This window comes from Bacillus sp. BACIII (genome assembly GCF_057836745.1).
The window spans coordinates 1,657,505-1,683,835 of the sequence record NZ_CM174437.1 but is presented as its reverse complement, the minus strand read 5'-3'; the positions used below and the strand labels follow the sequence as shown (position 1 = coordinate 1,683,835).

Below are 26,331 nucleotides of genomic sequence, written 5' to 3'. Positions count from 1 at the left end.
CTGACATTGCCTGAGGCAACATCATCAGCGGTTTTTCAGCTCAGCTGGCAGTCTGCGAATAATTGTTCAATTTCTTCCGTGTAAGAACCCATCACAATTCCTTTCTCGGTGATAATGCCTGAAATCAGGCTGCTCGGTGTGATGTCAAAGGCCGGATTGAAGACCGGCACATCTTCGGGAGCGGTGCGTATGCCTGAGATCTGTCTGACCTCATCCGGATCTCTTTCTTCAATCGGAATCTGATCGCCGTTTTCAATCTGCAAGTCAAATGTCGAAAGCGGTGCGGCCACAAAAAACGGAATCTGAAAGGCGTTTGCCAAGATCGCGAGGCCGTACGTTCCGATTTTGTTGGCCGTATCTCCGTTTTTAGCAATTCTGTCAGCGCCGACAATGACTGCTGAAATATGTTTTTCCTTCATTGTATGGGCGGCCATGCTGTCAGTAATGAGCGTGACATCAATCCCGCCCTGCATCAGCTCCCACGCCGTCAGCCGCGATCCTTGGAGAACGGGCCTTGTTTCACATGCGTAAATATGAAGGCCGAGGTCTTTTTGTTTCGCTAAGTAAAAGGGGGCAAGCGCCGTACCGTACCGGCTTGTGGCAATTGAACCCGCATTGCAGATGGTCATGATCTGGTCTCCTTTTTTAAAAAGGTGCAGCGCATTTTGGCCGATCATCCGGCATGTTTCTTCATCTTCAATCTGAATTTGAATGGCTTCATGAACGAGTGTTGTCTTCGCTTCATTGATTGAGATTGCACTCCTGATGGAATCCGTCAGTCTGTCAAGCGCCCAAGTGAGATTGACGGCAGTCGGTCTAGAGCTGTTTAAATATGCTTTGACATCGGCGAGCTGACGGCGGAAATCAGAAAGATCGCGGGTTTCAAACGATTTGGCGGCAAGCGCGAGTCCGAACGCCGCAGTTATACCGATGGCCGGAGCGCCCCTTACTTTCAGTGTGACAATCGCGTCGAATACATCTTCCTTTGTTTCAAGATCCGCATACTCAGTGACATCAGGGAGCTTTTGCTGATTTAAAATGCGGATGTGTGTTTCTTTCCATTCCACGGAACGGGGGATGGCAAATTCATTTGTCATGCTGCATCATTCCTTTACATGGAGCTTAAATTGATCCAGAACCTCAGTGATATGCTTCAGTTCTTTTCTGTTTTCGATATAATAGGCGCCGATTTCAAGCGCCAGCTTCTTCCGTTCAATTCGTTTATCAAACGGAGTGATTTCATCCAAGTCAGCCACATGGGCGAGCCCGATCGTGCGCCGGATCAGTTCGCATCCCGCAAAACCGACCGCTTCCTCAAACGCGTTTTTCAGTGTATCTTCCAGCAGGTGTCTGCAGGAAGGCAGGCAGTCTTTCTCCCATGCTTCACTGAATGTTTCTACAAATGTGTCCCATACGGCGGCGGTGTGGTCATATAACGGCTGTCTGTCGTCACCGTCCCGGCTGAGGGCGTTTAACAGCAGATTTGCGATAAATTGGCCGATGTCAAAGCCGATCGGTCCGAAGAAAGCAAACTCGGGATCAATGACCTTTGTTTCATGTTCATCGGCAAAGATGCTTCCCGTATGCAGATCGCCGTGAACCAATGTTTCCGCGGAATTCAGAAAGACGGCTTTCAATTCATCAGCGCCTTCTTTCAGCCGGGAATTGTTCCAAATTTTTTCTGCGTATGGGCGCAGCTCCTCTTCAAAATCGTTTGTTTCATGGTCGAAAAACGGTTCTGTAAACACAAGCCTTTCTGTAATATTGCAAAGTTCGGGATTTGTAAACTGCTTTGCGAGCTGCTGTTTTACTTTCGCATCAAGCGCATAATCGGATGAGTAAAAGAGCGTTTTTCCCAGAAACTCACCGATATGGGCTGATAAATTCGGATAGTGTTTTCCTTCCATCAGTCCTTTTCTTGAGATCTTCAGATGCGAAAGGTCTTCCATTACCGTAACCGCCATTTCAGTATCGGAATAGTAAACGGCCGGAACGAGATGGGGCACGTGTTCGCCCTGGCGGATGAGGGCGCTGCTTTCGATTCTCGCCCGGTCAATCGTAAGCGGCCAGCTTTCCCCGACGATTTTCGCGTAAGGAATCGCCTGTTTAATAATCAGTCCCTTTTTGTTTTCTTTATCGAAAACGTGAAAGACGTAATTTAAATTGCCGTCGCCGATTTCACGGCATGTGAGAGTGCTTTTGCTTTGAAATAAGCCGAGCTTCACAGCTAACGCTGCGGCGGAGCTTTCCGTTAATTGTTCATAAAGACTTGTTTTAGTTGCAGACATGGATTTACCCTCCAATTATGTAGTGGCAGTAAGAGATCGTGACGGAGAATACGCCCGAAAAAAAGCCTCCTTCTCTGAAAGAGAAGGAGGCCGAAACAGTGCAGTCCGCCTCTTATCTCTCAGATAACATCTGATGGAATTAGCACCGTGCCCTATGAGACAATCGTCTCGGCGCAAAATGTACGCGCCCCATTTCACAATGGAATTACGGTCGGTTGCTGTTGGGGTCAAAAGGCCAATCCCTCGCCCAACTCTCGATAAGAGAAAAATATATTGATTTGTATCACAATTCGGATTAATCAGTTGATGAAAATATTAGCAGGTGCCGGATATTCTTGTCAACATTTTTTTGAAAATTAATATAAATCACGTCGCAAATCTTTGAATACCGGGATGGTCTCGCGTACGGACGCGCTTTCTGAAACATCGATTTCCGCCCGGACTGCGCCTTCCGTCCGATCTCCTTCGGCTAAAATCCGGCCCCACGGGTCAATAATCAGGCTGTGGCCGGCAAATTCATTATCGGGATTTGACCCCGTGCAGTTAGAGGCCGCGACAAAACATTGGTTTTCAATGGCTCTGGCGACAAGCAGACTCCGCCAATGATCGAGGCGGGGCAGAGGCCATTCCGCAGAGATAAACAGGACATTCGCTCCTTGGGACGTATGCTTTCTGATCCATTCGGGGAACCGGATATCATAGCAGATCAGCCCGGCGCACTTGACACCGTCAAGCTCAAAGGAACCGTCACTGTTTCCTGCCGCCAAATGCAGATGTTCGTCCATCAGCTGAAACAGATGGGCTTTCTGATACCGCTTCACGATCTGCCCGCTGTTATCTGCGATGTACATAGTGTTATAGACGTTTTCGCCTTCTTTGACCGCAAAAGATCCGGCAACGAGGTGTACGTTGTATGCTTTGGCCGTTTTTTTAAGCCATTGTTCCGAAACTTCGCCGTTTTCATCCGCCAGCTGGTCAAGCCGTGTGAGATCATAGCCGGTCGCCCACAGCTCAGGAAGCACGATGACATCAGCATGGCGGCTTTCTTGCTCGATTAAAGTTTCTGCTTTTTTGAAGTTTTCTGAAGGATTTCCGTATGAAATATCAAATTGCAAACAGGAAACGGTCCATTTCATTTTTTATACACCTCAAGTTTCTCTTTACTTTTTTTATTTAACCATATATGATGATGGACTATCATTTCAAGACATTTTTAGAAGGTGAAAATATGAACTTTGAAGTCTCAGATGTACTCAAACAGCTGCCGGAACAATTTTTTGCATCTTTGGTGCAAAAGGTCAATCAAAAGCTGAAAGAAGGCAAAGACATCATCAATTTAGGACAGGGAAACCCCGATCAGCCGACGCCTCAGCATATCGTTGAAGAAATGAAGCGCGCCGTCGAAAGGCCGGAAAATCATAAATACTCATCATTCCGGGGCGCTTACAGCTTCAAAAAAGCCGCGGCTGAATTTTATGAAAGGGAGTATGGGGTGACGCTTGATCCGGAAACGGAAGTAGCCGTGCTGTTCGGAGGCAAGGCGGGGCTTGTTGAGCTTCCGCAATGTCTTTTGAACCCGGGAGATACCATTCTTGTGCCTGATCCCGGATATCCTGACTACTGGTCGGGGGTCGCCCTGGCGAAAGCGAAAATGGAAATGATGCCGCTGACGGAAGATAGAGGGTTTCTCCCCGATTACAGCGCAATTCCTGAAAAGGTGCAGAACGAGGCGAAGCTGCTGTATCTCAATTATCCGAATAATCCGACCGGCGCTGTGGCGACAGAAGCGTTTTTCGAGGAGACAGTCAGCTTTGCGGAACAAAACGGCATTTGTGTCGTTCATGATTTCGCATACGGGGCCGTGGGTTTTGACGGGCATAAACCGCTGAGCTTTTTGCAGACAGAAGGCGCAAAAGAAACGGGGATTGAAATCTATACTTTGTCCAAAACGTATAACATGGCGGGCTGGCGGGTCGGATTTGCCGTCGGAAACGCGTCTGTCATCGAAGCGATCAACCTTTATCAAGATCATATGTTTGTCAGCCTGTTTCCCGCGGCGCAGCAGGCGGCAGCCGCCGCTCTTTTGGCGGATCAGACGTGCGTCGCAGCGCAAAATGACAGATATGAGTCGAGACGCAATGCCTGGATTGCAGCCTGCCGTGATATCGGCTGGGATGTGACGGCTCCGGCGGGTTCCTTTTTTGCATGGCTTCCGGTGCCGGACGGTTATACGTCGCAGTCGTTTTCAGATCTGCTTTTGGAAAAAGCGGATGTCGCGGTCGCAGCCGGAAACGGGTTCGGAAAATGGGGAGAAGGCTATATAAGAGTCGGTCTTCTGACAAGTGAAGAAAGACTTAAAGAAGCTGCGGAACGGATCGGGAAGCTGAATCTTTTCACCCGAAAAAGCATTGACATATCAGGATAACAATGCGATAATTCAAAATACTTTATAAAATCATTATTCTTATCAAGAGCAGGCAGAGGGACGAGCCCGATGAAGCCCGGCAACCGACTGATAAAGCACGGTGCTAATTCTTGCAGCAGGAGCTGAGAGATAAGATTCGGACATAACACGAAGCCTCTTTCTGCTCATAAGGAAGAGGCTTTTTTATATTTTGCGAAAGAAAGAGAGGCGTTCACGCATGAGCGAAGTATTGGCAACATATCTTCTGACAGACACAAAGGACAGTGAAAAGCGGGCGGAACAGATTGCGGCGGGGCTGACGGTAGGCTCCTGGACGGATCTGCCCCTGGTGAAACAGGAACAGCTCAGAAAGCATAAAGGCCGGGTCGTGAAAGTTGAGGATAAAGAAGGGGCCAAAGAAAACGAAACACAATCCATTATCACCATCGCCTATCCTGAGGCGAACTTTTCAAAAGATATACCGGCCGTCCTGACGACGGTATTCGGAAAGCTGTCACTGGACGGAAAAATAAAATTGACTGATCTTGAATTTTCCGAAGGGTTTAAACGCTCCCTTCCCGGGCCGAAATTCGGTATATACGGCATTCGCAAACTGTTGGGCGAATTTGAAAGACCGCTTCTGATGAGCATCTTTAAAGGGGTGATCGGACGGGATCTTGCCGACATTAAAGAGCAGCTCAGACAACAGGCGCTCGGCGGCGTGGATCTTATTAAAGATGACGAAATTTTCTTTGAAAATGAACTGGCTCCGTTTGAGACCCGCATTATCGAAGGAAAACAAGTCCTGAAGGAAACGCGGGAGGAGACGGGGCATAACACGCTGTACGCCGTAAACCTGACGGGGAGGACTTCTGAATTGCGGGATAAAGCAAGACGCGCGGCAGAACTCGGGGCAGACGCCCTCTTACTGAATGTGTTCGCCTACGGCTTAGACGTCATGCAAAGCCTTGCTGAAGACGGGGAAATCCCGCTTCCGATTATGGCGCATCCGGCGGTCAGCGGCGCGTTTACATCATCTCCAGTTTACGGTTTATCGCACGCCCTTTTGCTCGGCAAGCTGAACCGCTATTGCGGCGCCGATTTCAGCTTATTTCCGTCACCATACGGATCTGTTGCTCTTCCGAAGGAGTCCGCACTTGCGATCCATCATGAATGTGTAAAAGACGACGTCTTTCACCCGACGTTTGCCGTCCCGTCAGCAGGCATTCATCCCGGCATGGTGCCATTGCTGATGCGTGATTTCGGTATTGATCACATCATCAATGCAGGCGGAGGCATCCACGGCCATCCGAAAGGAGCCGAGGGCGGCGGAAGAGCGTTCCGCGCCATCATTGATGCGGTGCTTGAAGCACAGCCGATTGAAGAAAAAGCCGCGTCGTGCAAAGATCTTCAGCTCGCATTAGACAAATGGGGAAAGGCGGAAACCGTATGACCCGCACACCGCTGATTATTTGTGATTTCGACGGAACAGTCACCATGAACGACAACATTGTCAGTATGATGAAAAAATTCGCACCCCCTGAGTGGCTTGAATTAAAAGACGGTGTTCTGTCTAAAAGTATATCAATTCAGGAAGGAGTCGGCCGGATGTTCGGGCTGCTGCCGAGCAGCTTAAAAGAAGAGCTGACGGACTTTATTCTGGAGGATGCGAAAATACGGGACGGCTTTTTGGATTTTGTTTCGTTTGTCCGGTCAAACGATCTCCCGTTTTACATCGTAAGCGGAGGGATGGACTTTTTTGTGCATCCGCTTTTAGAAGGCATCGTAGAAAAAGAGCGGATCTTTTGCAATCATGCATCCTTTGACAATGAATATATTCATATCAATTGGCCGCACGCCTGTGACGAAGCCTGCACGAATCAGTGCGGCTGCTGCAAACCGTCAGTCATCCGGAAGCTATCCGACCGGCAGAAATTTCTCATTATGATCGGTGATTCGGTGACGGATGTCGAGGCTGCAAAGTTATCCGATATGTGTTTTGCGAGAGATTATCTTTTGACTGAATGCAAAGAGCTTGGTCTTCGGCATCAGCCTTTTCAAGATTTTCATGAAGTGAAAACAGGCATCGAAAATATCGGGGAGGTGCAGGCATGGCTGCAAAAGAAGAACGCTGGCGCGAACTTGCCGAAGTAAAGCGTGAGCTGGCTGAAAGAGACTGGTTCCCGGCTACAAGCGGGAATCTTTCCATCAAAGTATCCGACGGGCCGCTGACGTTTCTCGTTACGGCAAGCGGAAAAGACAAACGAAAAGAAACAGACGAAGATTTTCTCTTAGTCGATGAGAACGGGGAGCCCGCTGAGACCGGCCATTCCTTAAAACCCTCGGCAGAAACGCTTCTCCATACGTACTTATACCAAAAGACAGACGCGGGCTGCTGTCTGCATGTCCATACCGTTAATAATAATGTCATCTCAGAGCTCTACGGGGATGAAAAACAGATCACCTTTCAGGGGCAGGAGATTATTAAGGCGCTCGGATTGTGGGAGGAAAACGCGTCGGTGACCGTTCCGATCATTGACAATCCGGCGCACATCCCGGCATTGGCCGAAAGCTTCGCGCGCCATGCAGACGCCGGATCAGGCGCGGTATTAATCCGCAATCACGGCATTACAGCATGGGGGCGGACCGCGTTTGAGGCGAAAAGGGTGCTGGAAGCCTATGAATTTTTATTCAGCTGTCACATCAAGCTTCTGTCACTTCGGCCGCAGCTTGTAAAATAAAAGGAGGAATGCAAAATGGCGACAATCAGAATTCATGACGAAAAGAATACGATCATTGAACATCAGGAAGAAGTAGCGCGCTTTTTAGACGAACAAGAGGTGATCTATGAGCAGTGGAACATTGAAAAACTTCCGCCTGAGCTTTCGGAGAAATACGATCTAACCGAAGATGAAAAAAACCGGATTCTCACGGTGTTTGACAAGGAGATTCAGGATATTTCAGCCCGGCGCGGCTATCGGTCTCAGGATGTCATTTCTTTATCAGATACAACACCCAATCTTGATGAGCTGTTGAAAAATTTTCAAAGAGAACATCACCACACGGATGATGAAGTCCGATTTATCGTCAGCGGGCACGGCATCTTCGTCATTCAGGGCAAAGACGGCACTTTTTTTGATGTCCGTTTAAATCCGGGGGATTTGATTTCGGTTCCGGAGAACATCCGCCACTACTTTACGCTTCAGGAGGACCGCCGGGTCGTCGCAATCCGAATCTTCGTGACGACTGAAGGATGGGTGCCGATTTATGAAAATGAAAGTGTGCAAAACGGATAGATGTCCGAACCTCTCATGCGGTCAGCCGCATGAGAGGTTTTTTATTGTAATATAAAATCTCTGTTTTTTTATGCATTAAATGGGCGCATTTTGTTTATATCATTACCTGAATGGGTATTATTCTCGTAATCATAGTAAAGATTCCAATATGAAATGAAAAATTAAGTTATTTAGTAAAAAAATGTTTACAAATAAAGTATAATCTGTAATAATGCTCAATAACCCAATCAAACTTGTTTCCTATTCTTTTAGCGGTGAGGGGTGAAGTGAATGGGCAGTTATTCTGAACAAGAAAAATTGCTAGTATCTATTGATGAAAAGAGAAAAATGATGATAGATGCGGCTAACAGGCAGGGATTTACGGGATATGACACGATCAGACACAGCCAGGAACTGGACAGTCTGATGAACGCGTATCAGCAGCTGATAAACCGTGAACGCACACATCACCAAGGAATACAGGGCCTTGTGAAGAAAATAGGCTTGTTCTCCCGCGGTGACGTCATGCCTGCATATGAAGCAAACAAATGATTGATGATAAACAGATAACGAAGACTGAATGCGCTTCATGATCAACCGCCGCATCTAAAAAGATGACCGCGTACAGTCAGCGGGCTTTTCCGCTGGCACAGCTCACGAAGCGCCTCGTATCTATCTGCCGGCTATGATGCCGTTCCCCTGTATATCCTCTTACACATATTCTTCTTATATAAAAAACACCCTCTTTCAGGGTGTTTTTTCATCGTGAAGCGGCAGGGAGGGTAATGGTGACCTCTGTGCCTTTATCGACTTCACTTTGAATGTCAATCGAACCGCCGTACATCAGCACGATCCGTTTACATACGACAAGACCGAGGCCGGTGCCTTTTTCCTTTGATGTGACAAACGGAAGGAAAATGTGCTCAAGCATATCTTCAGAAATACCCATTCCGTTGTCGGCCACTTTAATGACCGCTTTATCGTCGAGGGCCTCTAAATAGATGGACAGCCTGCCGCCTTCCTGCATTGATTCGAGCGCGTTTTTCGCGACATTTAAGATCACCTGTTTAATATGGTCTTTCGTGCAGTTGACCTTGAGCGGCCGATTGACGAGAATCTCCACATTCACTTCCACATTATAAAGATTCCCTTCGGAATAAATAATCGGCATAATCTCATCAAGAATATCCTGCAGCGAGTTCACTTCCAATCGTTCCGCGGTCGGTTTGCCGAGCACTAAAAACTCACTGACAATCTGATTGATCCGTTTAACCTCCTGCTCAATAATTGAGAAATACAGTTGATCTTCCTCCGTTTTATATTTTTTCTGCAAAAGCTGAATGAAGCCGCTGATCCCTGTAAGCGGGTTGCGTATTTCATGAGCGGTGCTTGCGGCAAGCGTTCCGATCAGCTCCAATTTTTGCGCCTCGTTTTGAGCGCGCTCCAGCTCGGTCTTGCGCTTAAGCAGATAATATTGAACGAGGATGAACAGAATATTCAGCAGCACGGCAATACTGGACATCGGCAGCAGCACGCTTTTGGTCAGCTCGTTCAGCTCTACCGGTTTCGGGTAAACATTGATGTTCCAATTAATATCATCCAGATAGCCGCTGACCGGTTTCACGCCTTCTGACTGATCTGTCCGTCCGCTGGCAAATATCACTTTATCCTCATGGGTTGCCTTGACATAAACGTCGGGGCTCAGCATATTGATCATATTTCTCAAATAATCGACTTGTATGGCGGCCACTAAATAATCCGTGACCTCCCGGTTTGCGTCTAACACTGGCACGCAGATCGTAAAGATGCGCTGGCCTGTAATTCTGCTGGAGTAGTCGTTTGTGATGACCGTTTTTTTCGTCTTTTTTGCTTTCGTAAAATACGGTCTGTCGGCCAAATTCACCTTTGTTTTCAGATCGGTCGTGCTTGCGATGACGTCACCTTTGGAATTCAGCATATACAATCCGCTGAATCTTGGTTCATCCTCAAAAGCCTGATCGAGAATTTCATTTATCTTTTCTTCATTGACAGGCTTATCGACAGCGATCGCAAGTGTTGTCATCCGGGCTTTTGTTTCACCGATTAAATAATTGAGCTTATTGCGGTGAAGATTGAGCATCATACTGGCTTCCTGTATGTGTTTATCGGCTATTTTCTGCTTTTCTTTTTCATATATGAAAAAGCTGATAATAAGTGCCGGGATGATCACCAATAAGAGATAAAGTTTGATCTTTCCCCGGGCACCTTTAAATGTATTCACTCTGCATCGCTCCAACATTACACTTGAATAGAGGTATTATATCATTGTTTATACTTCTTTAATAAGAAAAAATAACCAAAATGCTATAAAAACAAATTATTTTATTAAGGTCCGTCAAAAAGAAGAGAAATTTTGGAAACATTTTTGTTGACATTTTTCATTTTGTTTATTAATGTTTCTCTGTAACGGTTTCTTTTGTAAAAGGATGATTGAATGTATGACGGATAAAACAGAAAACTCATTGAAATTATTTATTGTACTGTCGCGTGCGTACCGGTCCATAAACGACCATATGAATAAACATATTCATAAGCACGGCCTGAATCCGACGGAATTTGCTGTGCTTGAGCTGCTGTATCATAAAGGCAACCAGCCGCTGCAGCAGATCGGCGACAAAATTTTATTAGCGAGCGGAAGTATTACATACGTTGTTGACAAATTAGAGAAAAAAGAACTTCTCATCAGAAAAGCCTCGCCGACTGACAGGAGGGTGACTTTCGCACAGATTTCCGAAAAGGGAATCCGTCTTTTGGACGATATTTTCCCTGATCATGCAGCCGAAATTAAAGAAATGATCAGTGTGCTGAGTGATGAAGAGATAGAAATGTGTACGGAAATGCTGAAAAGAGTGGGATTAAACGCTAAACATTTTCATCAGAAATAAAAAAGGAAGCCATTTGAAAGGCTTCCTTTTTTATATTACTGATTTTCGTCAGGGGCGGCGTTTCGCGGCTGTATCAATACTTCGACACGCCTGTTTTTGCTGCGTCCTTCCGCGGTTTTGTTCGACGCAGCCGGCTTATACTCGCCGAAACCTTTGGCACTGAATACTTTTGCGTCAAGTTTCGGGTTTTCTGTAAGAATAGCCATGAAGTTGACAGCACGCATGACGCTTAAATGCCAGTTTGATTGAAATTGCGAGTTTTTAATCGGCACATTGTCCGTATGCCCGCTGATGATAATGTTTCTTGGCGGATTCAGCACAAGGAGATTCGAGATTTCCTTCGCAAGCGGAATATCTTCCTGGCGGATATCCGCCCGTCCTGAGTCAAAAAAGATACTGTCTTTAATGGTAATTAAGAGGCCTTCTTTTGTCAGCTTTGTTTCCAGCTGATGTTCAAGCTTTTTGTTTTTTATAAATTGTTTGACTTGCTTTTGCACACCTTCAAGCTCTTCGCGGTCGGCTGCTTCTCTTTCTTTCTTTTTCTGTTCTTTATCTTTTTCCTTGTCTTTTTTTAACTGGTCAACGCCGTCTTTTTCATTTTCGGGAGGGGTGACGCTTGAATATTCAAGGACCCCCGTGCCTCCTGTAAAAACGGCGTTAAATGATTTAGACAGCATTTGGAATTTCGCCGCGTCGACAGAACTCATGGCGAACAATACAATGAACAGAGCCAAAAGAAGGGTGAGAAGGTCCGCGTACGGGATCAGCCAAGACTCATCCACATGCTCGTCATCATGCTTCTTCTTCTTTTTTCTCGCCATTGTTTGCCTCTCCTTCTTGTTCAATGACTTTTGCTCGTTCGTTCGCAGGGAGATACATGAGAAGTTTTTGTTCGATCACTTTCGGCGCCTGTCCTTCAAGCACCGACAGAACGCCTTCAATCATGATTTCACGCAGTTTGACTTCCTGTTTTGATTTGCGTTTCAGCTTGTTGGCGAAAGGATGCCATAGTACATATCCCGTAAAGATTCCGAGAAGGGTGGCGACAAACGCCGCACTGATGGCATGTCCGAGCGCCTCGGTATTGTTCATATTGGAAAGAGCGGCGATAAGGCCGATGACCGCACCCAAAACGCCGAGTGTCGGCGCATATGTGCCGGCTTGGGTAAAGATAGCCGCGCCGGCCTGGTGTCTGTCCTCCATCGCTTCAACTTCCTCAGTCATAATATCTCTGATAAATTCTGCGCTTTGTCCGTCAACCGCCATGCTCAGTCCGTTTTTCAAAAACGCGTCATCCACGTCTTCGATGCTTGCTTCCAATGCGAGCAGACCTTCCCGTCTGGCGATTTGCGCCCATTGAGAGAACATGGGAATTAATTGCGCAATGGTCAGCTGTTTGTTTTCTTTAAACAGCACTTTAAAAAGGGCAGGCACTTTTTTGATTTCTTTTCCGGGGAATGCGATGATCACCGCAGAAATCGTACCGAACAAAATAATCAGAATAGCTGCCGGGTTAGCGAGTGCGCTTAAGCTGACCCCTTTCAGCACCATGCCCACGCTTAAAGCAATCAGGGCGAGGATGATACCGATAATCGATGTTTTATCCATAGTTTTCACCAAATCCTTTATACTAGCTTTCTATGGTTAATATCGGTGGCAGTGGATGGAACTTTAGGGTGATTGCGAAATTGTTGCCGAATTCTTCACAGTTTCTGTCCTCCGGCATGGCAAAAGATACAAAAAAGCGGCTCCCCAGACAGGGAACCGCTTTTTCTTATTGTGCACGGACTTTGATGCCGTCTTCTTCCATTACGACATGGAAGGCTTTTATTTCATTGTCATCCAATAAGAGATCTGTCATTTCGTCTTCGATCAATTCCTGGATGGTTCTTCTGAGCGGGCGTGCTCCGAAAGCAGGGTGATAGCCGATTTCAGCGATTTTTTCTTTCGCATCATCGGTGACGCTCAGGCTGATACCGCGCTCTTTTAATGTGTCTTCAAGCTCTGCGAGAAGCAGGCTGACGATTTTCACGAGATGTTCTTTTTTCAGAGATTGGAATTCAATAATGCTGTCAAACCGGTTTAAAAACTCCGGTTTGAAGAACGCGCTCAGTGAATCAATCAGCGTTTGTTCTTCCATGACGCTTTCTTCAGACTGGAACCCGACCTTTGCTTGTTTTTCGCCGGTTCCCGCGTTGCTTGTCATAATCAGAACGGTATCTTTGAAGCTGACCGTTCTGCCTTGGCTGTCTGTCAGACGGCCGTCCTCCATAATCTGCAGGAACATATGCTGGACGTCAGGGTGCGCTTTTTCAATCTCATCAAGCAGCACGATGCTGTACGGATTGCGTCGCACTTTTTCCGTTAATTGCCCGGCTTCATCATGTCCGACATATCCCGGCGGTGAACCGATGATTTTAGAAACGGCGTGTTTTTCCATGTATTCACTCATATCGAGCCGGATGATGGAATCTTTTGTACCGAACAGTTCATCTGCGAGTGTTTTTGATAACTCGGTTTTTCCGACCCCGGTCGGTCCCACAAAGAGGAAGGAGCCGACAGGTCTGTTTTTTGATTTTAAGCCGGCGCGGCTTCGTCTGACTGCTTTCGCCACTTTTTTCACGGCTTTTTCCTGACCGATGACGCGCTCATGAAGGCGCTCTTCAAGTTCCTTCATTTTGACTTGTTCATCAGCCTGGAGCTTTCCGACCGGAATGCCTGTTTTCTGTTCAATGATGGCTTGAATATGCTCCGCCCCGATTTCTGAAGAAGCGGCCGGTGTTTCATGCGCCAGCTGCTTTTCCAACGCCGCTTCTTCATCGCGCAGTTTCGCGGCAAGCTCATAATTTTCTTCCTGAAGCGCTTTTGTTTTCTCCGCGTCAATTGCTTTGAGTCTCTCAGCCGCATCTTCTTCATTTACGGTATCAAGCTCCAGGTTTGCCTTAGAACCGGCTTCATCTAACAAGTCGATCGCTTTATCCGGCAGATGGCGGTCCTGAATGTAGCGGGAAGAAAGTGTAACACACGCTTTGATCGCTTCATCGCTGAATGTGACGCCGTGGTATTTCTCGTATTTATCTTTAATGCCTTCAAGAATGCTGATGGCTTGTTCGATAGAAGGCTCATGAACCATGACAGGCTGGAAGCGTCTTTCAAGCGCTGCATCTTTTTCAATCTGGCGGTACTCTTTCAGCGTTGTCGCCCCGATGACCTGCAGTTCGCCTCTGGCCAGCGCCGGTTTCAGGATGTTTCCGGCATCCATTGATCCCTCAGCAGAGCCGGCGCCTACGAGAAGGTGAATCTCGTCAATGAACAAAATGACGTTTTTCCGCTCTTTTAATTCGTTCATTAATTGTTTCATTCTTTCTTCAAACTGGCCTCTGATTCCTGTGTTGGCAACGAGGGAAGCGACATCAAGCAGATAAAGTTCTTTGTTTTTCAGTTTGTTCGGCACATCGCCTTCAGCGATTTTAAGCGCCAAACCTTCTGCAATAGCCGTTTTGCCGACACCGGGTTCACCGATAAGCACCGGGTTGTTTTTATTCCGGCGGTTCAAAATTTCAATTACACGCGCCACCTCATCATCGCGTCCGATCACAGGGTCAATCAGACCTGCTTTTGCGCCATTTGTGACGTTTTGAGCGAGCTCATCGAGCAGACCCTTTTTACGGCTGTCCTGCTGTTTATTTTGACCGGGAGCGAAGCCTTGCTCAAACGGGAATCCGAAAGATTGCGGACCCATGCTCATAGCCGGTTTGCGGGTTAACTCTGTATAACATGTTTCACATAAAACGAATTGTCTTTGAATGGAATTGACTTGCATGTTCAGGCGAATCGTCGCCTCGTTTTTCTGACAGTGTTGACAACGCATTTGCCAAAACCTCCTTGTTTGATCTTCTTTGACCAAATGAATTAGAAAATAAGGCCTTAACTTTGACCTTCTTTGATTAATAGTATACTCTGACCTTCTTTGACTTTCAAGTGTTTTGTTTTAAACCGCGAAAAATCAAAGTTTACAGCATGAAAAGCGGCATTTGAAGTGTTTGACCTTTCTTGATGAAGAGTATACGCCGGTCCTTTTTTTCTTTCAATATTTTTGCTTAAAGGGGAGAACTGAATTCGTTTTTGGGGAAGGATGATTTGTTCTTCTTTTCAGGCGACTTGTCTCATATGCTGATAAAAAGGCCTGGACAAATCTGAGCTTAGCCGGAGGGTGAAATGGGACAAAGAAAAGGTTCTGCAAGTCAGCTTGCATTCGTATACGTAGGAACGGTTGTAGGAGCCGGTTTTGCCACGGGACGGGAAATCGTTGAATTTTTTCTGAGGTTTGGCTGGATCGGTCTGTTCGGTATTATGGTAAGCGGCCTGATGTTTATCTATTTAGGCGCCAAAATCATGATTATATCCAAACGGATTCATGCATCATCTTATCAGGAATTGAACACATATTTATTCGGCCGGTCCATCGGACGCGCCGTGAACATATTTATGATGTTTATCTTGCTTGGAGTGACCTCCGTCATGCTGTCCGGAGCGGGAGCGCTGTTTCATGAACAGCTTGGCTGGCCTGCACAAGCGGGGATCCTTCTGACAATCGTCCTGAGTTTTGCCGTCATGACAAGCGGCGTAAAAGGTGTGTTCGGCGTCAATGTATTGGTTGTGCCGCTTTTAATTTCCTTTTCTTTTATCGTTGCCGCTGATTCTTTTGTATTTACAAGTGCGAGAAATGCGGACGAATGGGTATGGCCTGACAAGTGGAATTGGGTTTTGTCCGCCGTCTCTTACGGCGCGTTAAATTTATCACTCGCCCAAGCTGTTCTTGTGCCGCTTGCGAATGAAATGTCATCAGAGAAGGTGATCAGAAGGGGGGCTTATTTAGGCGGCGCTCTTTTGACGCTGGTGCTTGCCGCGAGCTTCTTATCATTATCGGTGCTGCCCGATGTGCTGGAGTTTGACATTCCGATGGCTCAAGTTGTGTATTTGTATTCGCGCTCGCTTCATATCATCTATTTGTTTATTATTTTCGGGGAAGTGTTTACGTCGGTTATCGGCAATTTATATGGATTGGAAAAACAATTAAACAGTTTTCTTCATATAAAAAGTACATATATTTACGGCGGCATTTTGATGTTTGCGTTTATTGTCAGTCAAATCGGCTACGGACAGCTGATTTCCACCGTTTATCCGGTGTTTGGATATGTGAGTCTGGCCTTTATCGGCGCATTGGTTTGCAAAAAAGTCCCGAGAGAAAAACAACGTAAATAAGGAAAATGTCTGTATTTTTTGGAAATCCCCCTTCTTTTTTCCTGTCATTTCTGTATAATGAACTGGGAAATGATGGGGAGGAGTAAGAGATGAAAGATCGACGTGTATTATTGGGATTTCTTTTTATTTGTATCGGCATTGCGTTTTTTTTACAGAAGGCGGGAGTTATACATCTTTCCGCCGGTTCGGCGTGGCCGTTTCTTTTCATTATAATGTCCGCGGGGTTTCACGCCGGATTTGTTTTTTCGAAAAAAACGCCTGAACAGACGGGACTACTCGTTCCCGGCGGTCTTTTTCTTGTGCTGGGCTGCCTGTTTTGTTTTGAGACGGCAACAGGATGGGCGTATTCAGGCGTGACGTGGCCTGTTTATATATGGGCGCCTGCTCTCGGTCTGTTTGAGCTGTGGTACTTCGGCGGGAGACAGGTCGGCGTATTGATTCCTGCTATGATTTTGGCAGGGACGGGCGCCCTATGCTTTGCCGGTATGCTGTTGACAGGGCTGTGGCCGCTTTTGATCATTGCAGTAGCGCTTCTGTTTCACGCCGCTGCCTTCATGCAGCCGAAAAAAAGAACGGGCCTTCTCATTCCGGGCGGAACATTGCTTGTGATCGGCGGGTTATTATGGTTTGAAACGCTGACAGACTGGACATACGCAAATATGACATCGCCTGTCTACCTCTTTGCCGTCGCGTTCGGCCTGTTTGAAGCCTGGCTGTTCGGAAGAAAGCAAAGGGGGCTATTGGCTGCTGCTGCGATTCTGTGCGCAATGGGGATTTTCGGCATATTCACCAATATAAATGAAGTCATCAGCGAACGCGGCTGGCCCGCACTCATTCTTTTGCTTGCAGCCGCTTTTCACATTCCGATTTTCGGTCCGAAACCGGTCAAAAACGCAGGACTTCTCGTACCGGGCGGCATTTTATTGGTTACGGGGATCTTGTTTGTTTTTGAAACGGCGACCCATTGGGCCTATTCCGATATGACATGGCCTGTTTACCTGTTGGCGGCGGCATTCGGTTTATTTGAACTGTGGCTGTTCGGCGGGAAACAAAAGGCGCTGCTCATTCCGGTTGCGGTTCTGACCTTGACCGCGCTATGCTTTACGCTGATGTATCAGCCGATCATCCCGGTTTCTGTTTTCTGGCCCGCCTTATTTGTGCTGATCGGGATTGCGCTGATGGTATTTCCCGGGAAAAAACGCGGGGCTTAATCCCGCTTTTGCAGCCTGACACAGGTTTCAGGCTGTTTTTTTTATTGTCAGGGGAAACGGCATTATGGTATGATAGCAAAAGTGAAAAAAGAAGAAAATCCGTATTGATGCGGGAGAGGTTCTAGCTACACCCTCTATAAAAAACTAAGGACGAGCTGTATCCTTGGATACGGTTTTTTTATGTTTTTTAGGGCGCCTTCTCCGAGAAAGGCGCTTTTTTTATTGAATGATAGATAAGGGAGAGAAAGACATGAAAAAAGAAAAAGCGGTTGTGGTATTCAGCGGAGGTCAAGACAGCACGACGTGTTTATTATGGGCTTTGCAAAACTTTGAAGAAGTAGAAACCGTTACATTCCATTACAATCAGCGTCATCAAGAAGAAATTGATGTAGCTAAATCGATTGCCGAAAAGCTCGGTGTCAAAAATCATCTGCTTGATATGTCTCTTTTAAACCAGCTTGCGCCAAACGCGCTGACACGGGATGATATCGAAATTGAAGCGAAGGACGGGGAACTGCCGACAACATTTGTGCCGGGGCGCAACCTTGTATTTTTATCCTTTGCATCGATTCTTGCATATCAAATCGGCGCACGCCACATCATCACCGGTGTATGCGAGACTGATTTCAGCGGCTATCCGGACTGCCGGGACGAGTTTGTCAAGTCCTGCAATGTCACCGTCAACTTGGCGATGGAAAAGCCGTTCGTCATTCATACGCCGCTTATGTGGCTGAACAAAGCGGAAACATGGAAACTTGCTGATGAGCTCGGCGCGCTTGATTTTGTAAAGAATAACACATTGACTTGCTATAACGGCATCATTGCGGACGGATGCGGAGAATGCCCGGCATGTCTGCTTCGCAATAAAGGATATGATGAATATATGAAAATGAAAGGGGAGCGGAACTAATTGCTTTCTCAAATTTACCCGCAGGTTCAGCATCCTTATTCGTTTGAGCTGAATAAGGACATGCACATTTCAGCAGCGCACTTTATTCCCCGTGAAAGTGCCGGAGCGTGCAGCAGAGTCCACGGCCACACGTATACAGTAAATATTACAGTTGCAGGGGATGAACTGGATGATTCAGGCTTTCTCGTGAATTTCAGCGTGCTGAAGAAATTGGTGCACGGCGCTTACGATCATACATTGCTGAATGACCATGATGAATTTTCCGATGATGACAGATATTCGCTGCCGACAACCGAAGTCGTAGCCAAAACGATTTACGATAAAGTTCAGTCCTACCTCGAAACACTGGAGAATCAGCCGGTCTGCGTCCAGGTTTTTGTCAGGGAAACCCCGACAAGCTATTGCGTTTACCGCCCGAAAAAAGGTGATTTGAATGGCTAAAGGAATCCCGGTTTTAGAAATTTTCGGACCGACGATACAAGGAGAGGGCATGGTCATCGGCCAGAAAACCATGTTCGTCCGCACGGCAGGCTGTGACTACTCCTGCAGCTGGTGCGACTCCGCCTTTACATGGGACGGCTCAGCCAAAAAAGATATCCGCTGGATGACGGCGGAAGACATTTACCGCGAGCTGAGAGAAATCGGCGGAGATGCCTTTTCTCATGTTACCATCTCAGGAGGAAACCCGGCGCTGTTAAAGCAGCTTGACGCGCTGATTCTGCTGCTGAAAGAACATGGTGTGCGCGCCGCTTTAGAAACGCAGGGAACGGTCTATCAGGATTGGTTTACAATGATTAACGACTTGACGATTTCACCGAAGCCGCCGAGTTCAGGGATGACAACCGACTTTGCAAAGCTCGATCACATCGTGTCTTCGCTTGATGCGGCTGAAAGGCTTAGCGCAGTCAGTTTAAAGGTCGTCATTTTTAATGATGAAGATCTGCAATTCGCGAAAACCGTGCATAAGCGGTATCCGAATATCCCGTTTTATCTTCAGGTCGGAAACGATAATGTCCACACGACGGATGACCAGGCATTAATTGCGCATCTGCTCGAAAAATATGAAAAACTCGTTGATAAGGTTTCTGCCGATTCGGATCTGAATCTCGTCAGAGTCCTGCCTCAGCTTCATACATTGCTTTGGGGCAATAAACGGGGAGTTTAATAGAAAGGGAGAATTTACATGACAAGAAAAGAATCAGAATTAGAAGGAGTTACACTCCTGGGGAATCAAGGGACAAACTATTTATTTGAATATGCGCCGGAGGTTTTGGAATCATTCCCGAATAAACACGTGAACCGTGATTATTTCGTTAAATTCAACTGCCCGGAATTTACGTCGCTTTGCCCGAAAACGGGACAGCCGGATTTTGCAACCATCTACATCAGCTATATTCCGGACGAAAAAATGGTTGAAAGCAAATCATTAAAGCTGTATCTATTCAGCTTCAGAAACCATGGTGACTTCCACGAGGACTGCATGAATATCATCATGAATGACTTGATTGAATTAATGGACCCGCGCTACATTGAAGTATGGGGCAAATTCACGCCAAGAGGCGGAATTTCCATTGACCCGTACACAAACTACGGAAAGCCTGGCACGAAGTATGAGAAAATGGCCGAATACCGTATGATGAACCATGATTTGTATCCGGAGACAATTGATAATCGTTAATTATTCCGTTGTGTGATACGGAGTGTGAAACGAAGTGGAGTCACAGTAAAATCCGAACATTCAGCGTTAATTTTCAGCGGAATTGTAACCGAGTCACAGCGAAGTGTGACCCGCACTAAGCTCAATAAAAGTGTGACCTGAGGTGCAACCTGAACTGTGACTTTTATGCAGTGAAAAATTGATAGTACAGAAGCAGATTAAGGCGTACAATTTGTACGTCTTTTCTTTTTTATCCGAATGAAAAAATGCCTATCTAGAGATCATAGGCATTAAATATTATTATCAATATCTTCATTTATTTTTTGGCTAAGTTTCTGAACCTTCTCTTTAACATTTGAAACAGCTCTTTTTTGAATGTCATCAAAGTTCTCCTGAATATAGTCGATGACACTTCTTATTAGAACTTCACTTTCAAAATTGAATATCTCATTTATTTCTGACTGTTCTTCATCTGTTAGGTGATGGTATTGAAGTTGTTTAGCATTTACTTCAGCAGCTACATCAATCCTAACTTAGTTGTTCTGGTTGTACAATTTCATATTCACCTTCTGTATACTTTTGCTCCGCATAATGGCTTCCCCATTGACAGAGCTCCTGCAAGATAGGTTTAAGAGATTCTCCAAGTTCAGTGGATGAATATTCAACCTTCGGCGGTACTTGATTATACATCTTTCTGCTCACAAGTCCACTGGCTTCAAGCTCTCTAAGTGTTTGAATCAGCATTTTCTGAGTTATATTTGGGATAATGCGCTTTAATTCACTCGTTCTCTTTGGTCCATTCATTAAAAAGTATAATACAAGGCCTTTCCATTTTCCTCCAATAACTTCCTTTGTCACTTCAAACCCACAACTAAATTTTTTCATGTCTAAAGCTCTCCATTCCACATTTATTACTTTTTAGTTACTATATCACAAAAAAGTGGGTACTTCCGATAATGTGCTTACTGAAGGATACTATATCTTGTAAGTTGTTCTTCAAGTACGTAAAGGTACTAGACATAAAATAAAATTAATTCTAAAGGAGTGTTAAGTATGGGTAAATTTGAAGGTAAAATAGCGCTTGTAACGGGTGGAACAAGTGGGATTGGTCTTGCTACAGCACAAAAATTTGTAAACGAAGGTGCATATGTTTATATCACGGGACGTAGACAAGACGAACTTGATAAAGCTGTTAACCAAATTGGCAAGAACGTAACCGGTGTTCAAGGTGATATTTCTAAGCTTGAAGACTTAGACAAACTATATGACATGATAAAGCAGGAAAAAGGTAAGTTGGACATTCTTTTTGCTAATGCAGGCATCGGCAACTTCCTTCCATTAGGTGAAATTACTGAAGAGCAGGTTGATAGAACGTTCGACATTAACGTTAAAGGAACCATCTTTACTGTTCAAAAAGCGTTATCACTATTCCCGGACAAAGTAGGTTCTATTATTGTAACGGGCTCTACTGCTGGATCAATTGGCAACCCAGCGTTTAGTGTATATGGAGCATCTAAAGCAGCATTAAGAGCACTGGTTCGCAACTGGATTCTTGACCTAAAAGGTACTGAAATCCGTGTAAATGTGGTTAGTCCAGGAGCTATTCTTACACCTGCATACGATGAGCTTTTTGGTGATGCACTAGAAGGAGCAATGGAAAATACCAGAAATACTGTTCCAGCTGGAAAAGTTGGGACACCTGAAGAAGTAGCAAACGCTGTATCTTTCCTTGCTTCAGACGAAAGCAGTTACTTGACGGGTGTTGAATTGTTCGTAGATGGCGGGCTAGCACAGGTATAATTTCACTGCGCAGAGATTACAAATAGTCCCCAAAAAAGGTTAAAATCAATCGTTTGGTAAGGTGTGAAATTGGTGTGACTTCATGATTAATGTCTGAAGCAAGTACTTATGGGACAAGACTTTGACCTGCCTTTCCTTCCACGAGGACTGCATGAACATCATCATGAATGACTTGATCGAATTAATGGACCCCCGCTACATTGAAGTATGGGGCAAATTTACGCCAAGAGGCGGAATCTCCATTGACCCGTATACAAACTACGGCAGACCGGGAACAAAATATGAAAAAATGGCTGAACATCGGATGATGAATCATGATATCTATCCGGAGACGATTGACAACCGTTAATGTTCCAGGCGCAGCCTAAATACCCCCGCCTTTTAAGCGGGGGTATTTTTCGTCTGTGGCGCGCCGCCGGAAAGGTGCATGATATCCGCATAGACCTTGTATAATGAAAAGAGAAATCACCTGGAGAAAAGAAAAAGACGAGTAAACCCGGGGGGAGTGTACTCGCCGCTTCATTACGTGACGGGTGCTGGATGGCAGCTCGTCTGTTTTATTATAAAATAGGGAACGTATGTTTGTGAAGACCTGCGCCGTTTTTTTCTTATCCGGAGCGGATCAATTGTAAATGAATGATCAGCATGATAGCATGTCCTGTAAAAAGAAGGAGTGTTTGTCATGGAGCCGTTAGAGTTAAACGGTGTAAGGCTTGAAATGTATGACTGTAAAGAAAGTGCGGGAAAAAACGGCCGCGTCATCTCATTTATACTGAAGGTGACCTCTGAAACGTATCATGACATTGCCGTCCTTTTGTATGAAAAAACATTTGAAATTAAGGCGCCCGATCGGGGTCTTGAATTCCGCGGCAAAATAACCAACTACCATACATCCATCGCAAATCTTTATAATAAAGATGAGACCGGAGATTTTTTCGTTGAAATGACGGAAATCTGAAACATTTGAAAAAGCTGCCGGGCGGCAGCTTTTGTGCGGGATATGTAAATGGTTCGGATGTTCAGTGGGGGTTAATAGGAGTCTCTGATGATTTTATAATTTTTATGGTTGACGACAGTGAGGGAATCTAATTCAAGATCACGATAATTATCCATGATGGTTACATCAACGATGACGGAGTTTTCATTTACCTTTTCAACAACACCGGTTAATCCGTTTTTAAATTCAATGACGTTTCCAACCTTAGCAATTTTCACGAGCTTCCTCTCCTTTATCATAAATCCTGTTTGAAAATATTTTGCAGTATTTTCTTTAAGAAGTAAAGCGATATGGGTATCGGCCTGCTCAATCATTGTCCCGGCGGGGGAAAGATGGTATATTGATTCTCGGGAAAAAGCCGAGAAAAGGGGGCTGTGTTCGTTGCTGCCTGAAGAAATATCAGAACGTATCAACCAAATACGCACCGGTGAAATCAAAGAATTCAGGGTGCAGAAAGAACATTTTCTTGCATTTCGAGCAGTTTTATCGAAGCAGGAAGATTTTAAGCATTTCCGCGGTATTGCACAGCAGGGCGGAGATGTTGTTTTCCAGTATTTAGAACAGCCAAGAAGCTGACGGCTCCTCGCATATGAGGAGTCTTTTTTTGTTTTCGCTGCTCATTTCATCTTGCTGTAACAGATGTAAACAAAATGTAAAATCCCTCCGATGGATACTTTTACTGCAATTTGGTTAATGTTGTGAAAATGACGGCCGTTTTTCTGCCAATAATAAGGCCGTTAACGAACTTCTTCCATCATAAAAGCTGATTGGGAGTGCTGGAAAATCTTTAACCGTGAATTTGCGCACTGCTCTTGTTAAGGTAGTGAAGTATTTAAGGAGGAAAGCGTATGACGACAAAATTTGCTGCCTTGGCTGTCTTTTTTCTATGTTTTATGCCTGCAACAAAAATTGAACATACAGAAGCTCTGTTTACTTTAGCGAAGAAGCCAAAGCAAGAATCCAGCACACTGGTTGCTGATTTAAATAAAAAAAGCTCGGTTCCGAAGCTTTCAAATACGGATCATAAGCATTCGATCCATCTGATAAAGCTGTCATCTCATCTTGAGCAGAAAGCCAAACCGGAGAAAACGGCTTATCAGCCGCCGAAAAAAACGTATTCCAGTGCCGACAGGGAACTTCTGTCACGTCTCGTGCACGCAGAAGCGAAGGGTGAGTCTTATAAAGGAAAGGTCGCGGTAGCCAGCGTCGTGCTGAACCGGACTGAAAAGAAAGGCTTCCCGGATACCATTCGGGGTGTGATTTATCAAAGGAATGCATTTGAACCGGTAGCAAACGGAAGCATTAATCAAAAGCCGGATAAGGATTCCATCGCCGCCGCAAATGAGGCGCTTAACCATCCTGGCAGAGAAACGAGCGCATTGTTTTTCTACAATCCGAAAACAGCTTCTGACCATTGGATCCGTTCCCGAAAAATTATCGAACGGATCGGCAGACACGTATTTGCTATGTAAGCATAGCGGGACCAAATATCCCGGCTATGCTTTTTTCAATTTTAAGAAATCGAAAATATTTTCAGAACTTGTCTCATATGATGATGAAAGAACGAGAGACAAGGAGAGACACCATGAATCGATTTGTGAAAGGGATCATTCTTTTATCCATCGCCGCCTTTTTCGCTGAATGTCTGGAATTTGTCGTGAATATGATACTGGCGCGGGAGCTTGGCGAGCATGGGATGGGGCTTTACATGAGCATTCTGCCCACCATTTTTCTCATTATCGTGATCGCCAGTCTGGAGCTTCCGATCTCCATCTCAAAATTCATCGCGGAATCCAATCAGAAGCTGCATGAAAGCATGCTCCGGCATGCCTTCAGAATGACCGCCGTATTTACCGCGTTTTCAACCGCGGCCGCAAGCATCGCGCTGCCGTTCATTCCTGTATTCGATACGTACCACCCTTTTATTAAAGGGATTGTCATCGGACTCATCCCCGTCGTCGCTTTTACATCCATCGCCAGAGGCTATTTTATGGGTGTGCAGCAGATGGGGAAAATCGCGGTTGCGAATGTTTTGAAAAAAATCATTCAAGTGCTTTGTCTGTTTATCTTTTTTCAATGGTACTCTTTTGAAATTGATATGGCCGTGCTCATTTCGTTATTTGTGCTGGTCGCAAGTGATGTCGTGGTGTTCGTATACTTGTATACGCAGTTTATTTTGGCGAGGAGGACGCTTTCCGGCCATCAGCACATTCATCTGCGCGGCAAGGATGTGCGGAAACGTCTTCTGGCGGTATCCATTCCGACAACGGGGCTTCGTATTTTTCACGCGGTGACAAATGCCATTGAACCGTTTTTAGTAAAAGGAGCGCTGCTGGCCTCAGGGGCGGCCGGGGCAGCCGCGATTGATCAATACGGCATGCTTGCCGGTGTAGCGGTGACGATCGGTTCGTTTCCCGCATTTATCGCTCATTCACTGATGGTTGTCATGATTCCGAGCATTTCAGAAGCGTACGCGCTGTCTCAATATGACATTGTACTGAAACGGCTGAGACAAGCGATTTTTATTACGTTCGGCTATGGCATTCCGGCAGTCTGGATCATGTTTCAGTTCGCCGGCCCGCTGACCCATTTATTTTTTCAGTCTCCGGAAGCGCAGTATTTTTTGCAGCTTTTGTGGCCGTATTTTCTTTTTCAGCTGTTTGTGATGCCGCTTCAGGCCTGTCTGATCGGCATTGGTCATGTGAAAACGGCGTTTTATCATAATGTATGGAGCAGCATTGTGGGTCTTTCGATGATGTATGTACTTGGTTCTATGCCGAATCTGCAAATGCTCGGCATTATACTTGGCATGAATACCGGCATGATTCTTCTGACAAGTTTACATTACGCGACGATCTGCAAAGACCTCGGTGTCTCCGTGTTCCTGACTGGCGGCGGAAGAACAGCGCCCCGGATCGAGAGCTGAAAAGGCTGATACATTTCAGTAAGGAGGGGCAAGCTATCCGAAACGCGTGAAAGGAAGATCTTATGCATAAAAACCGTCTTATTGCATGCGCAGTCCTTTTGATAGCTGCCTCTCTCTGGATGCCTGAAGCAAAAGCTTCATCAGAAAAACAGGCAGTTCCCGCCGTGTTTCTGATGAAGACGATTGAAGGAGACGAGATATCGGTCCCGAATAAAGGGCAGAAAACCATTTTGCATTTTTGGACATCGTGGTGTCCGCCGTGCAAAAAAGAACTGCCTCAGTTTCAAACGTATTATGAACAGCATCAATCCAATGATGTAAGTCTTGTAACGGTAAATCTTATGAATGCTGAGCGAAACAAAGAGGCCGTTCAAAACTTTGTCAATCAGCACCATCTCACATTCCCGGTTGTTCTTGACTCTAAGGGCGAGCTTATGAAGGAATACGGGATCATGACGATTCCCACGTCATTTCTGCTGAATGAAAAAGGAGAAATCGAAAAAAAGATCGTCGGTCCGATGACCGCTTCACAATTAAAAGAATGGTCTGAGAAATAAAAAGGTGCGGGGGGATTTCCTCCCGCACCTTTTTTGCATATCATGAACAGCTGAAGGGATTCTAATGATAATTATTATCAAAAAGAAATTAAAACAATTATAATTGAAATCTTTCGC

28 protein-coding genes, 1 pseudogene and 3 riboswitches are annotated in these 26,331 nt (G+C 45.7%); of the genes and pseudogenes, 20 read left to right on the top strand and 9 right to left on the bottom strand.

Features of this window, described 5'->3' with window-relative positions; genetic code table 11:
- Positions 1-35: 35 nt before the first annotated feature.
- The 3 genes from mtnA to ACXN9U_RS07835 all read right to left on the bottom strand — a co-directional run bounded on the left by mtnA (position 36) and on the right by ACXN9U_RS07835 (position 3,424).
- Complete coding sequence (gene mtnA, locus ACXN9U_RS07845; RefSeq protein WP_489202398.1) at positions 36-1,097, bottom strand: S-methyl-5-thioribose-1-phosphate isomerase; 1,062 nt, start codon at positions 1,095-1,097, stop codon at positions 36-38.
- 6 nt (positions 1,098-1,103) lie between these two features.
- The gene (gene mtnK, locus ACXN9U_RS07840) at positions 1,104-2,288 is read right to left on the bottom strand and encodes an S-methyl-5-thioribose kinase (RefSeq protein WP_489202397.1); all 1,185 of its coding nucleotides are present in this window, start codon (positions 2,286-2,288) and stop codon (positions 1,104-1,106) included.
- A 109-nt stretch (positions 2,289-2,397) separates the two neighbouring features.
- Positions 2,398-2,552, bottom strand: a riboswitch (SAM riboswitch).
- A gap of 92 nt (positions 2,553-2,644) precedes the next feature.
- Positions 2,645-3,424: a carbon-nitrogen family hydrolase gene (locus ACXN9U_RS07835; protein ID WP_489202396.1), complete on the bottom strand. Its 780-nt coding sequence runs from the start codon at positions 3,422-3,424 to the stop codon at positions 2,645-2,647.
- Positions 3,425-3,516: 92 nt separating this feature from the next.
- Here ACXN9U_RS07835 and ACXN9U_RS07830 point away from each other — a divergent pair, with 92 nt between their 5' ends.
- The 6 genes from ACXN9U_RS07830 to spo0E all read left to right on the top strand — a co-directional run bounded on the left by ACXN9U_RS07830 (position 3,517) and on the right by spo0E (position 8,519).
- The gene (locus ACXN9U_RS07830; protein ID WP_060962948.1) at positions 3,517-4,713 is read left to right on the top strand and encodes a pyridoxal phosphate-dependent aminotransferase; all 1,197 of its coding nucleotides are present in this window, start codon (positions 3,517-3,519) and stop codon (positions 4,711-4,713) included.
- A gap of 36 nt (positions 4,714-4,749) precedes the next feature.
- Positions 4,750-4,849: riboswitch (SAM riboswitch) on the top strand.
- An 81-nt stretch (positions 4,850-4,930) separates the two neighbouring features.
- On the top strand, positions 4,931-6,145 hold the full coding sequence (mtnW, locus tag ACXN9U_RS07825) for a 2,3-diketo-5-methylthiopentyl-1-phosphate enolase (protein WP_489202395.1): 1,215 nt from the start codon (positions 4,931-4,933) through the stop codon (positions 6,143-6,145).
- A complete protein-coding gene (gene mtnX / locus ACXN9U_RS07820) occupies positions 6,142-6,846 on the top strand; it encodes a 2-hydroxy-3-keto-5-methylthiopentenyl-1-phosphate phosphatase (RefSeq protein WP_060962946.1) in 705 nt (234 codons plus the stop codon). Before mtnW ends, mtnX begins: the two co-directional genes overlap by 4 nt.
- A complete protein-coding gene (locus tag ACXN9U_RS07815) occupies positions 6,804-7,433 on the top strand; it encodes a methylthioribulose 1-phosphate dehydratase (RefSeq protein WP_060962945.1) in 630 nt (209 codons plus the stop codon). The genes mtnX and ACXN9U_RS07815 overlap by 43 nt, the downstream gene beginning before the upstream one ends.
- A gap of 15 nt (positions 7,434-7,448) precedes the next feature.
- Complete coding sequence (locus ACXN9U_RS07810) at positions 7,449-7,988, top strand: 1,2-dihydroxy-3-keto-5-methylthiopentene dioxygenase (RefSeq protein ID WP_047475314.1); 540 nt, start codon at positions 7,449-7,451, stop codon at positions 7,986-7,988.
- Between the two features lie 270 nt (positions 7,989-8,258).
- The gene (gene spo0E / locus ACXN9U_RS07805) at positions 8,259-8,519 is read left to right on the top strand and encodes an aspartyl-phosphate phosphatase Spo0E (RefSeq protein WP_016936353.1); all 261 of its coding nucleotides are present in this window, start codon (positions 8,259-8,261) and stop codon (positions 8,517-8,519) included.
- A 208-nt stretch (positions 8,520-8,727) separates the two neighbouring features.
- Here spo0E and kinD read toward each other — a convergent pair whose 3' ends face one another.
- Positions 8,728-10,245 (bottom strand): sporulation kinase KinD, encoded by a 1,518-nt coding sequence (kinD, locus tag ACXN9U_RS07800; RefSeq protein WP_489202394.1) that lies wholly within the window; start codon positions 10,243-10,245, stop codon positions 8,728-8,730.
- Between the two features lie 199 nt (positions 10,246-10,444).
- Here kinD and mhqR point away from each other — a divergent pair, with 199 nt between their 5' ends.
- The gene (gene mhqR / locus ACXN9U_RS07795) at positions 10,445-10,891 is read left to right on the top strand and encodes a MarR family transcriptional regulator MhqR (RefSeq protein WP_016936351.1); all 447 of its coding nucleotides are present in this window, start codon (positions 10,445-10,447) and stop codon (positions 10,889-10,891) included.
- A gap of 35 nt (positions 10,892-10,926) precedes the next feature.
- Here the strand turns inward: mhqR and motB are convergent, their stop codons facing one another.
- From motB to clpE, 3 genes are all read right to left on the bottom strand, one after another.
- Entirely contained in the window at positions 10,927-11,712 is a 786-nt protein-coding gene (gene motB / locus ACXN9U_RS07790) for a flagellar motor protein MotB (RefSeq protein WP_060962943.1), read from the bottom strand.
- Entirely contained in the window at positions 11,684-12,499 is an 816-nt protein-coding gene (gene motA / locus ACXN9U_RS07785) for a flagellar motor stator protein MotA (protein WP_013352039.1), read from the bottom strand. The genes motB and motA overlap by 29 nt, the downstream gene beginning before the upstream one ends.
- A 166-nt stretch (positions 12,500-12,665) precedes the next feature.
- A complete protein-coding gene (gene clpE / locus ACXN9U_RS07780) occupies positions 12,666-14,762 on the bottom strand; it encodes an ATP-dependent protease ATP-binding subunit ClpE (RefSeq protein WP_049628371.1) in 2,097 nt (698 codons plus the stop codon).
- A gap of 347 nt (positions 14,763-15,109) precedes the next feature.
- On the opposite strand from clpE, the gene ACXN9U_RS07775 reads away from it, so the two are divergent.
- The 6 genes from ACXN9U_RS07775 (at position 15,110) to queF (ending at position 19,955) form a co-directional block, all read left to right on the top strand.
- Positions 15,110-16,156 (top strand): YkvI family membrane protein, encoded by a 1,047-nt coding sequence (locus ACXN9U_RS07775; RefSeq protein WP_060962942.1) that lies wholly within the window; start codon positions 15,110-15,112, stop codon positions 16,154-16,156.
- Between the two features lie 89 nt (positions 16,157-16,245).
- Entirely contained in the window at positions 16,246-17,367 is a 1,122-nt protein-coding gene (locus ACXN9U_RS07770; protein ID WP_060962941.1) for a hypothetical protein, read from the top strand.
- Between the two features lie 109 nt (positions 17,368-17,476).
- Positions 17,477-17,521: riboswitch (PreQ1 riboswitch) on the top strand.
- Positions 17,522-17,617: 96 nt separating this feature from the next.
- A complete protein-coding gene (gene queC, locus ACXN9U_RS07765; RefSeq protein WP_003154679.1) occupies positions 17,618-18,277 on the top strand; it encodes a 7-cyano-7-deazaguanine synthase QueC in 660 nt (219 codons plus the stop codon).
- Positions 18,278-18,718, top strand: a complete 441-nt coding sequence (queD, locus tag ACXN9U_RS07760) for a 6-carboxytetrahydropterin synthase QueD (protein ID WP_016936345.1) — start codon at positions 18,278-18,280, stop codon at positions 18,716-18,718.
- A complete protein-coding gene (queE, locus tag ACXN9U_RS07755) occupies positions 18,711-19,442 on the top strand; it encodes a 7-carboxy-7-deazaguanine synthase QueE (protein ID WP_060962939.1) in 732 nt (243 codons plus the stop codon). Before queD ends, queE begins: the two co-directional genes overlap by 8 nt.
- 18 nt (positions 19,443-19,460) lie before the next feature.
- On the top strand, positions 19,461-19,955 hold the full coding sequence (gene queF, locus ACXN9U_RS07750) for a preQ(1) synthase (protein WP_021493777.1): 495 nt from the start codon (positions 19,461-19,463) through the stop codon (positions 19,953-19,955).
- Positions 19,956-20,462: 507 nt separating this feature from the next.
- Here the strand turns inward: queF and ACXN9U_RS07745 are convergent.
- Entirely contained in the window at positions 20,463-20,819 is a 357-nt protein-coding gene (locus ACXN9U_RS07745; RefSeq protein ID WP_015715792.1) for a winged helix-turn-helix transcriptional regulator, read from the bottom strand.
- 168 nt (positions 20,820-20,987) lie between these two features.
- Between ACXN9U_RS07745 and ACXN9U_RS07740 the strand changes: the two genes are divergently transcribed.
- The 3 genes and pseudogenes from ACXN9U_RS07740 (at position 20,988) to ACXN9U_RS07730 (ending at position 22,692) form a co-directional block, all read left to right on the top strand.
- Entirely contained in the window at positions 20,988-21,734 is a 747-nt protein-coding gene (locus ACXN9U_RS07740) for an SDR family NAD(P)-dependent oxidoreductase (RefSeq protein WP_060962938.1), read from the top strand.
- Between the two features lie 136 nt (positions 21,735-21,870).
- Positions 21,871-22,083 (top strand): annotated as a pseudogene (locus tag ACXN9U_RS07735) (tunnelling fold family protein); the annotation flags it as partial.
- Between the two features lie 333 nt (positions 22,084-22,416).
- Positions 22,417-22,692, top strand: a complete 276-nt coding sequence (locus tag ACXN9U_RS07730; protein WP_060962937.1) for a DUF3219 family protein — start codon at positions 22,417-22,419, stop codon at positions 22,690-22,692.
- Positions 22,693-22,763: 71 nt separating this feature from the next.
- Here the strand turns inward: ACXN9U_RS07730 and ACXN9U_RS07725 are convergent, their stop codons facing one another.
- A complete protein-coding gene (locus ACXN9U_RS07725) occupies positions 22,764-22,949 on the bottom strand; it encodes a YkvS family protein (RefSeq protein WP_003232446.1) in 186 nt (61 codons plus the stop codon).
- A 163-nt stretch (positions 22,950-23,112) separates the two neighbouring features.
- On the opposite strand from ACXN9U_RS07725, the gene ACXN9U_RS07720 reads away from it, so the two are divergent.
- The 4 genes from ACXN9U_RS07720 (at position 23,113) to stoA (ending at position 26,214) form a co-directional block, all read left to right on the top strand.
- Positions 23,113-23,307 carry a hypothetical protein gene (locus ACXN9U_RS07720; protein WP_060962936.1) on the top strand — a complete coding sequence of 65 codons (195 nt, stop codon included), beginning with the start codon at positions 23,113-23,115 and terminating at the stop codon, positions 23,305-23,307.
- A 272-nt stretch (positions 23,308-23,579) separates the two neighbouring features.
- Positions 23,580-24,203 (top strand): cell wall hydrolase, encoded by a 624-nt coding sequence (locus ACXN9U_RS07715; RefSeq protein ID WP_060962935.1) that lies wholly within the window; start codon positions 23,580-23,582, stop codon positions 24,201-24,203.
- Between the two features lie 113 nt (positions 24,204-24,316).
- Positions 24,317-25,657 (top strand): polysaccharide biosynthesis protein, encoded by a 1,341-nt coding sequence (locus ACXN9U_RS07710; protein ID WP_016936329.1) that lies wholly within the window; start codon positions 24,317-24,319, stop codon positions 25,655-25,657.
- Between the two features lie 62 nt (positions 25,658-25,719).
- Positions 25,720-26,214, top strand: a complete 495-nt coding sequence (gene stoA / locus ACXN9U_RS07705) for an endospore biogenesis thiol-disulfide oxidoreductase StoA (protein ID WP_489202393.1) — start codon at positions 25,720-25,722, stop codon at positions 26,212-26,214.
- The last annotated feature ends 117 nt before the right edge of the window (positions 26,215-26,331 follow it).

Excerpts from the sequence above, each read along its gene's own strand:
- mtnA (WP_489202398.1), bottom strand. The coding sequence starts at position 1,097 with ATGACAAATGAATTTGCCATCCCCCGTTCCGTGGAATGGAAAGAAACA.
- mtnK (WP_489202397.1), bottom strand. The coding sequence starts at position 2,288 with ATGTCTGCAACTAAAACAAGTCTTTATGAACAATTAACGGAAAGCTCC.
- ACXN9U_RS07835 (WP_489202396.1), bottom strand. The coding sequence starts at position 3,424 with ATGAAATGGACCGTTTCCTGTTTGCAATTTGATATTTCATACGGAAAT.
- ACXN9U_RS07830 (WP_060962948.1), top strand. The coding sequence starts at position 3,517 with ATGAACTTTGAAGTCTCAGATGTACTCAAACAGCTGCCGGAACAATTT.
- mtnW (WP_489202395.1), top strand. The coding sequence starts at position 4,931 with ATGAGCGAAGTATTGGCAACATATCTTCTGACAGACACAAAGGACAGT.
- mtnX (WP_060962946.1), top strand. The coding sequence starts at position 6,142 with ATGACCCGCACACCGCTGATTATTTGTGATTTCGACGGAACAGTCACC.
- ACXN9U_RS07815 (WP_060962945.1), top strand. The coding sequence starts at position 6,804 with ATGGCTGCAAAAGAAGAACGCTGGCGCGAACTTGCCGAAGTAAAGCGT.
- ACXN9U_RS07810 (WP_047475314.1), top strand. The coding sequence starts at position 7,449 with ATGGCGACAATCAGAATTCATGACGAAAAGAATACGATCATTGAACAT.
- spo0E (WP_016936353.1), top strand. The coding sequence starts at position 8,259 with ATGGGCAGTTATTCTGAACAAGAAAAATTGCTAGTATCTATTGATGAA.
- kinD (WP_489202394.1), bottom strand. The coding sequence starts at position 10,245 with ATGTTGGAGCGATGCAGAGTGAATACATTTAAAGGTGCCCGGGGAAAG.
- mhqR (WP_016936351.1), top strand. The coding sequence starts at position 10,445 with ATGACGGATAAAACAGAAAACTCATTGAAATTATTTATTGTACTGTCG.
- motB (WP_060962943.1), bottom strand. The coding sequence starts at position 11,712 with ATGGCGAGAAAAAAGAAGAAGAAGCATGATGACGAGCATGTGGATGAG.
- motA (WP_013352039.1), bottom strand. The coding sequence starts at position 12,499 with ATGGATAAAACATCGATTATCGGTATCATCCTCGCCCTGATTGCTTTA.
- clpE (WP_049628371.1), bottom strand. The coding sequence starts at position 14,762 with ATGCGTTGTCAACACTGTCAGAAAAACGAGGCGACGATTCGCCTGAAC.
- ACXN9U_RS07775 (WP_060962942.1), top strand. The coding sequence starts at position 15,110 with ATGGGACAAAGAAAAGGTTCTGCAAGTCAGCTTGCATTCGTATACGTA.
- ACXN9U_RS07770 (WP_060962941.1), top strand. The coding sequence starts at position 16,246 with ATGAAAGATCGACGTGTATTATTGGGATTTCTTTTTATTTGTATCGGC.
- queC (WP_003154679.1), top strand. The coding sequence starts at position 17,618 with ATGAAAAAAGAAAAAGCGGTTGTGGTATTCAGCGGAGGTCAAGACAGC.
- queE (WP_060962939.1), top strand. The coding sequence starts at position 18,711 with ATGGCTAAAGGAATCCCGGTTTTAGAAATTTTCGGACCGACGATACAA.
- queF (WP_021493777.1), top strand. The coding sequence starts at position 19,461 with ATGACAAGAAAAGAATCAGAATTAGAAGGAGTTACACTCCTGGGGAAT.
- ACXN9U_RS07745 (WP_015715792.1), bottom strand. The coding sequence starts at position 20,819 with ATGAAAAAATTTAGTTGTGGGTTTGAAGTGACAAAGGAAGTTATTGGA.
- ACXN9U_RS07740 (WP_060962938.1), top strand. The coding sequence starts at position 20,988 with ATGGGTAAATTTGAAGGTAAAATAGCGCTTGTAACGGGTGGAACAAGT.
- ACXN9U_RS07730 (WP_060962937.1), top strand. The coding sequence starts at position 22,417 with ATGGAGCCGTTAGAGTTAAACGGTGTAAGGCTTGAAATGTATGACTGT.
- ACXN9U_RS07715 (WP_060962935.1), top strand. The coding sequence starts at position 23,580 with ATGACGACAAAATTTGCTGCCTTGGCTGTCTTTTTTCTATGTTTTATG.
- ACXN9U_RS07710 (WP_016936329.1), top strand. The coding sequence starts at position 24,317 with ATGAATCGATTTGTGAAAGGGATCATTCTTTTATCCATCGCCGCCTTT.
- stoA (WP_489202393.1), top strand. The coding sequence starts at position 25,720 with ATGCATAAAAACCGTCTTATTGCATGCGCAGTCCTTTTGATAGCTGCC.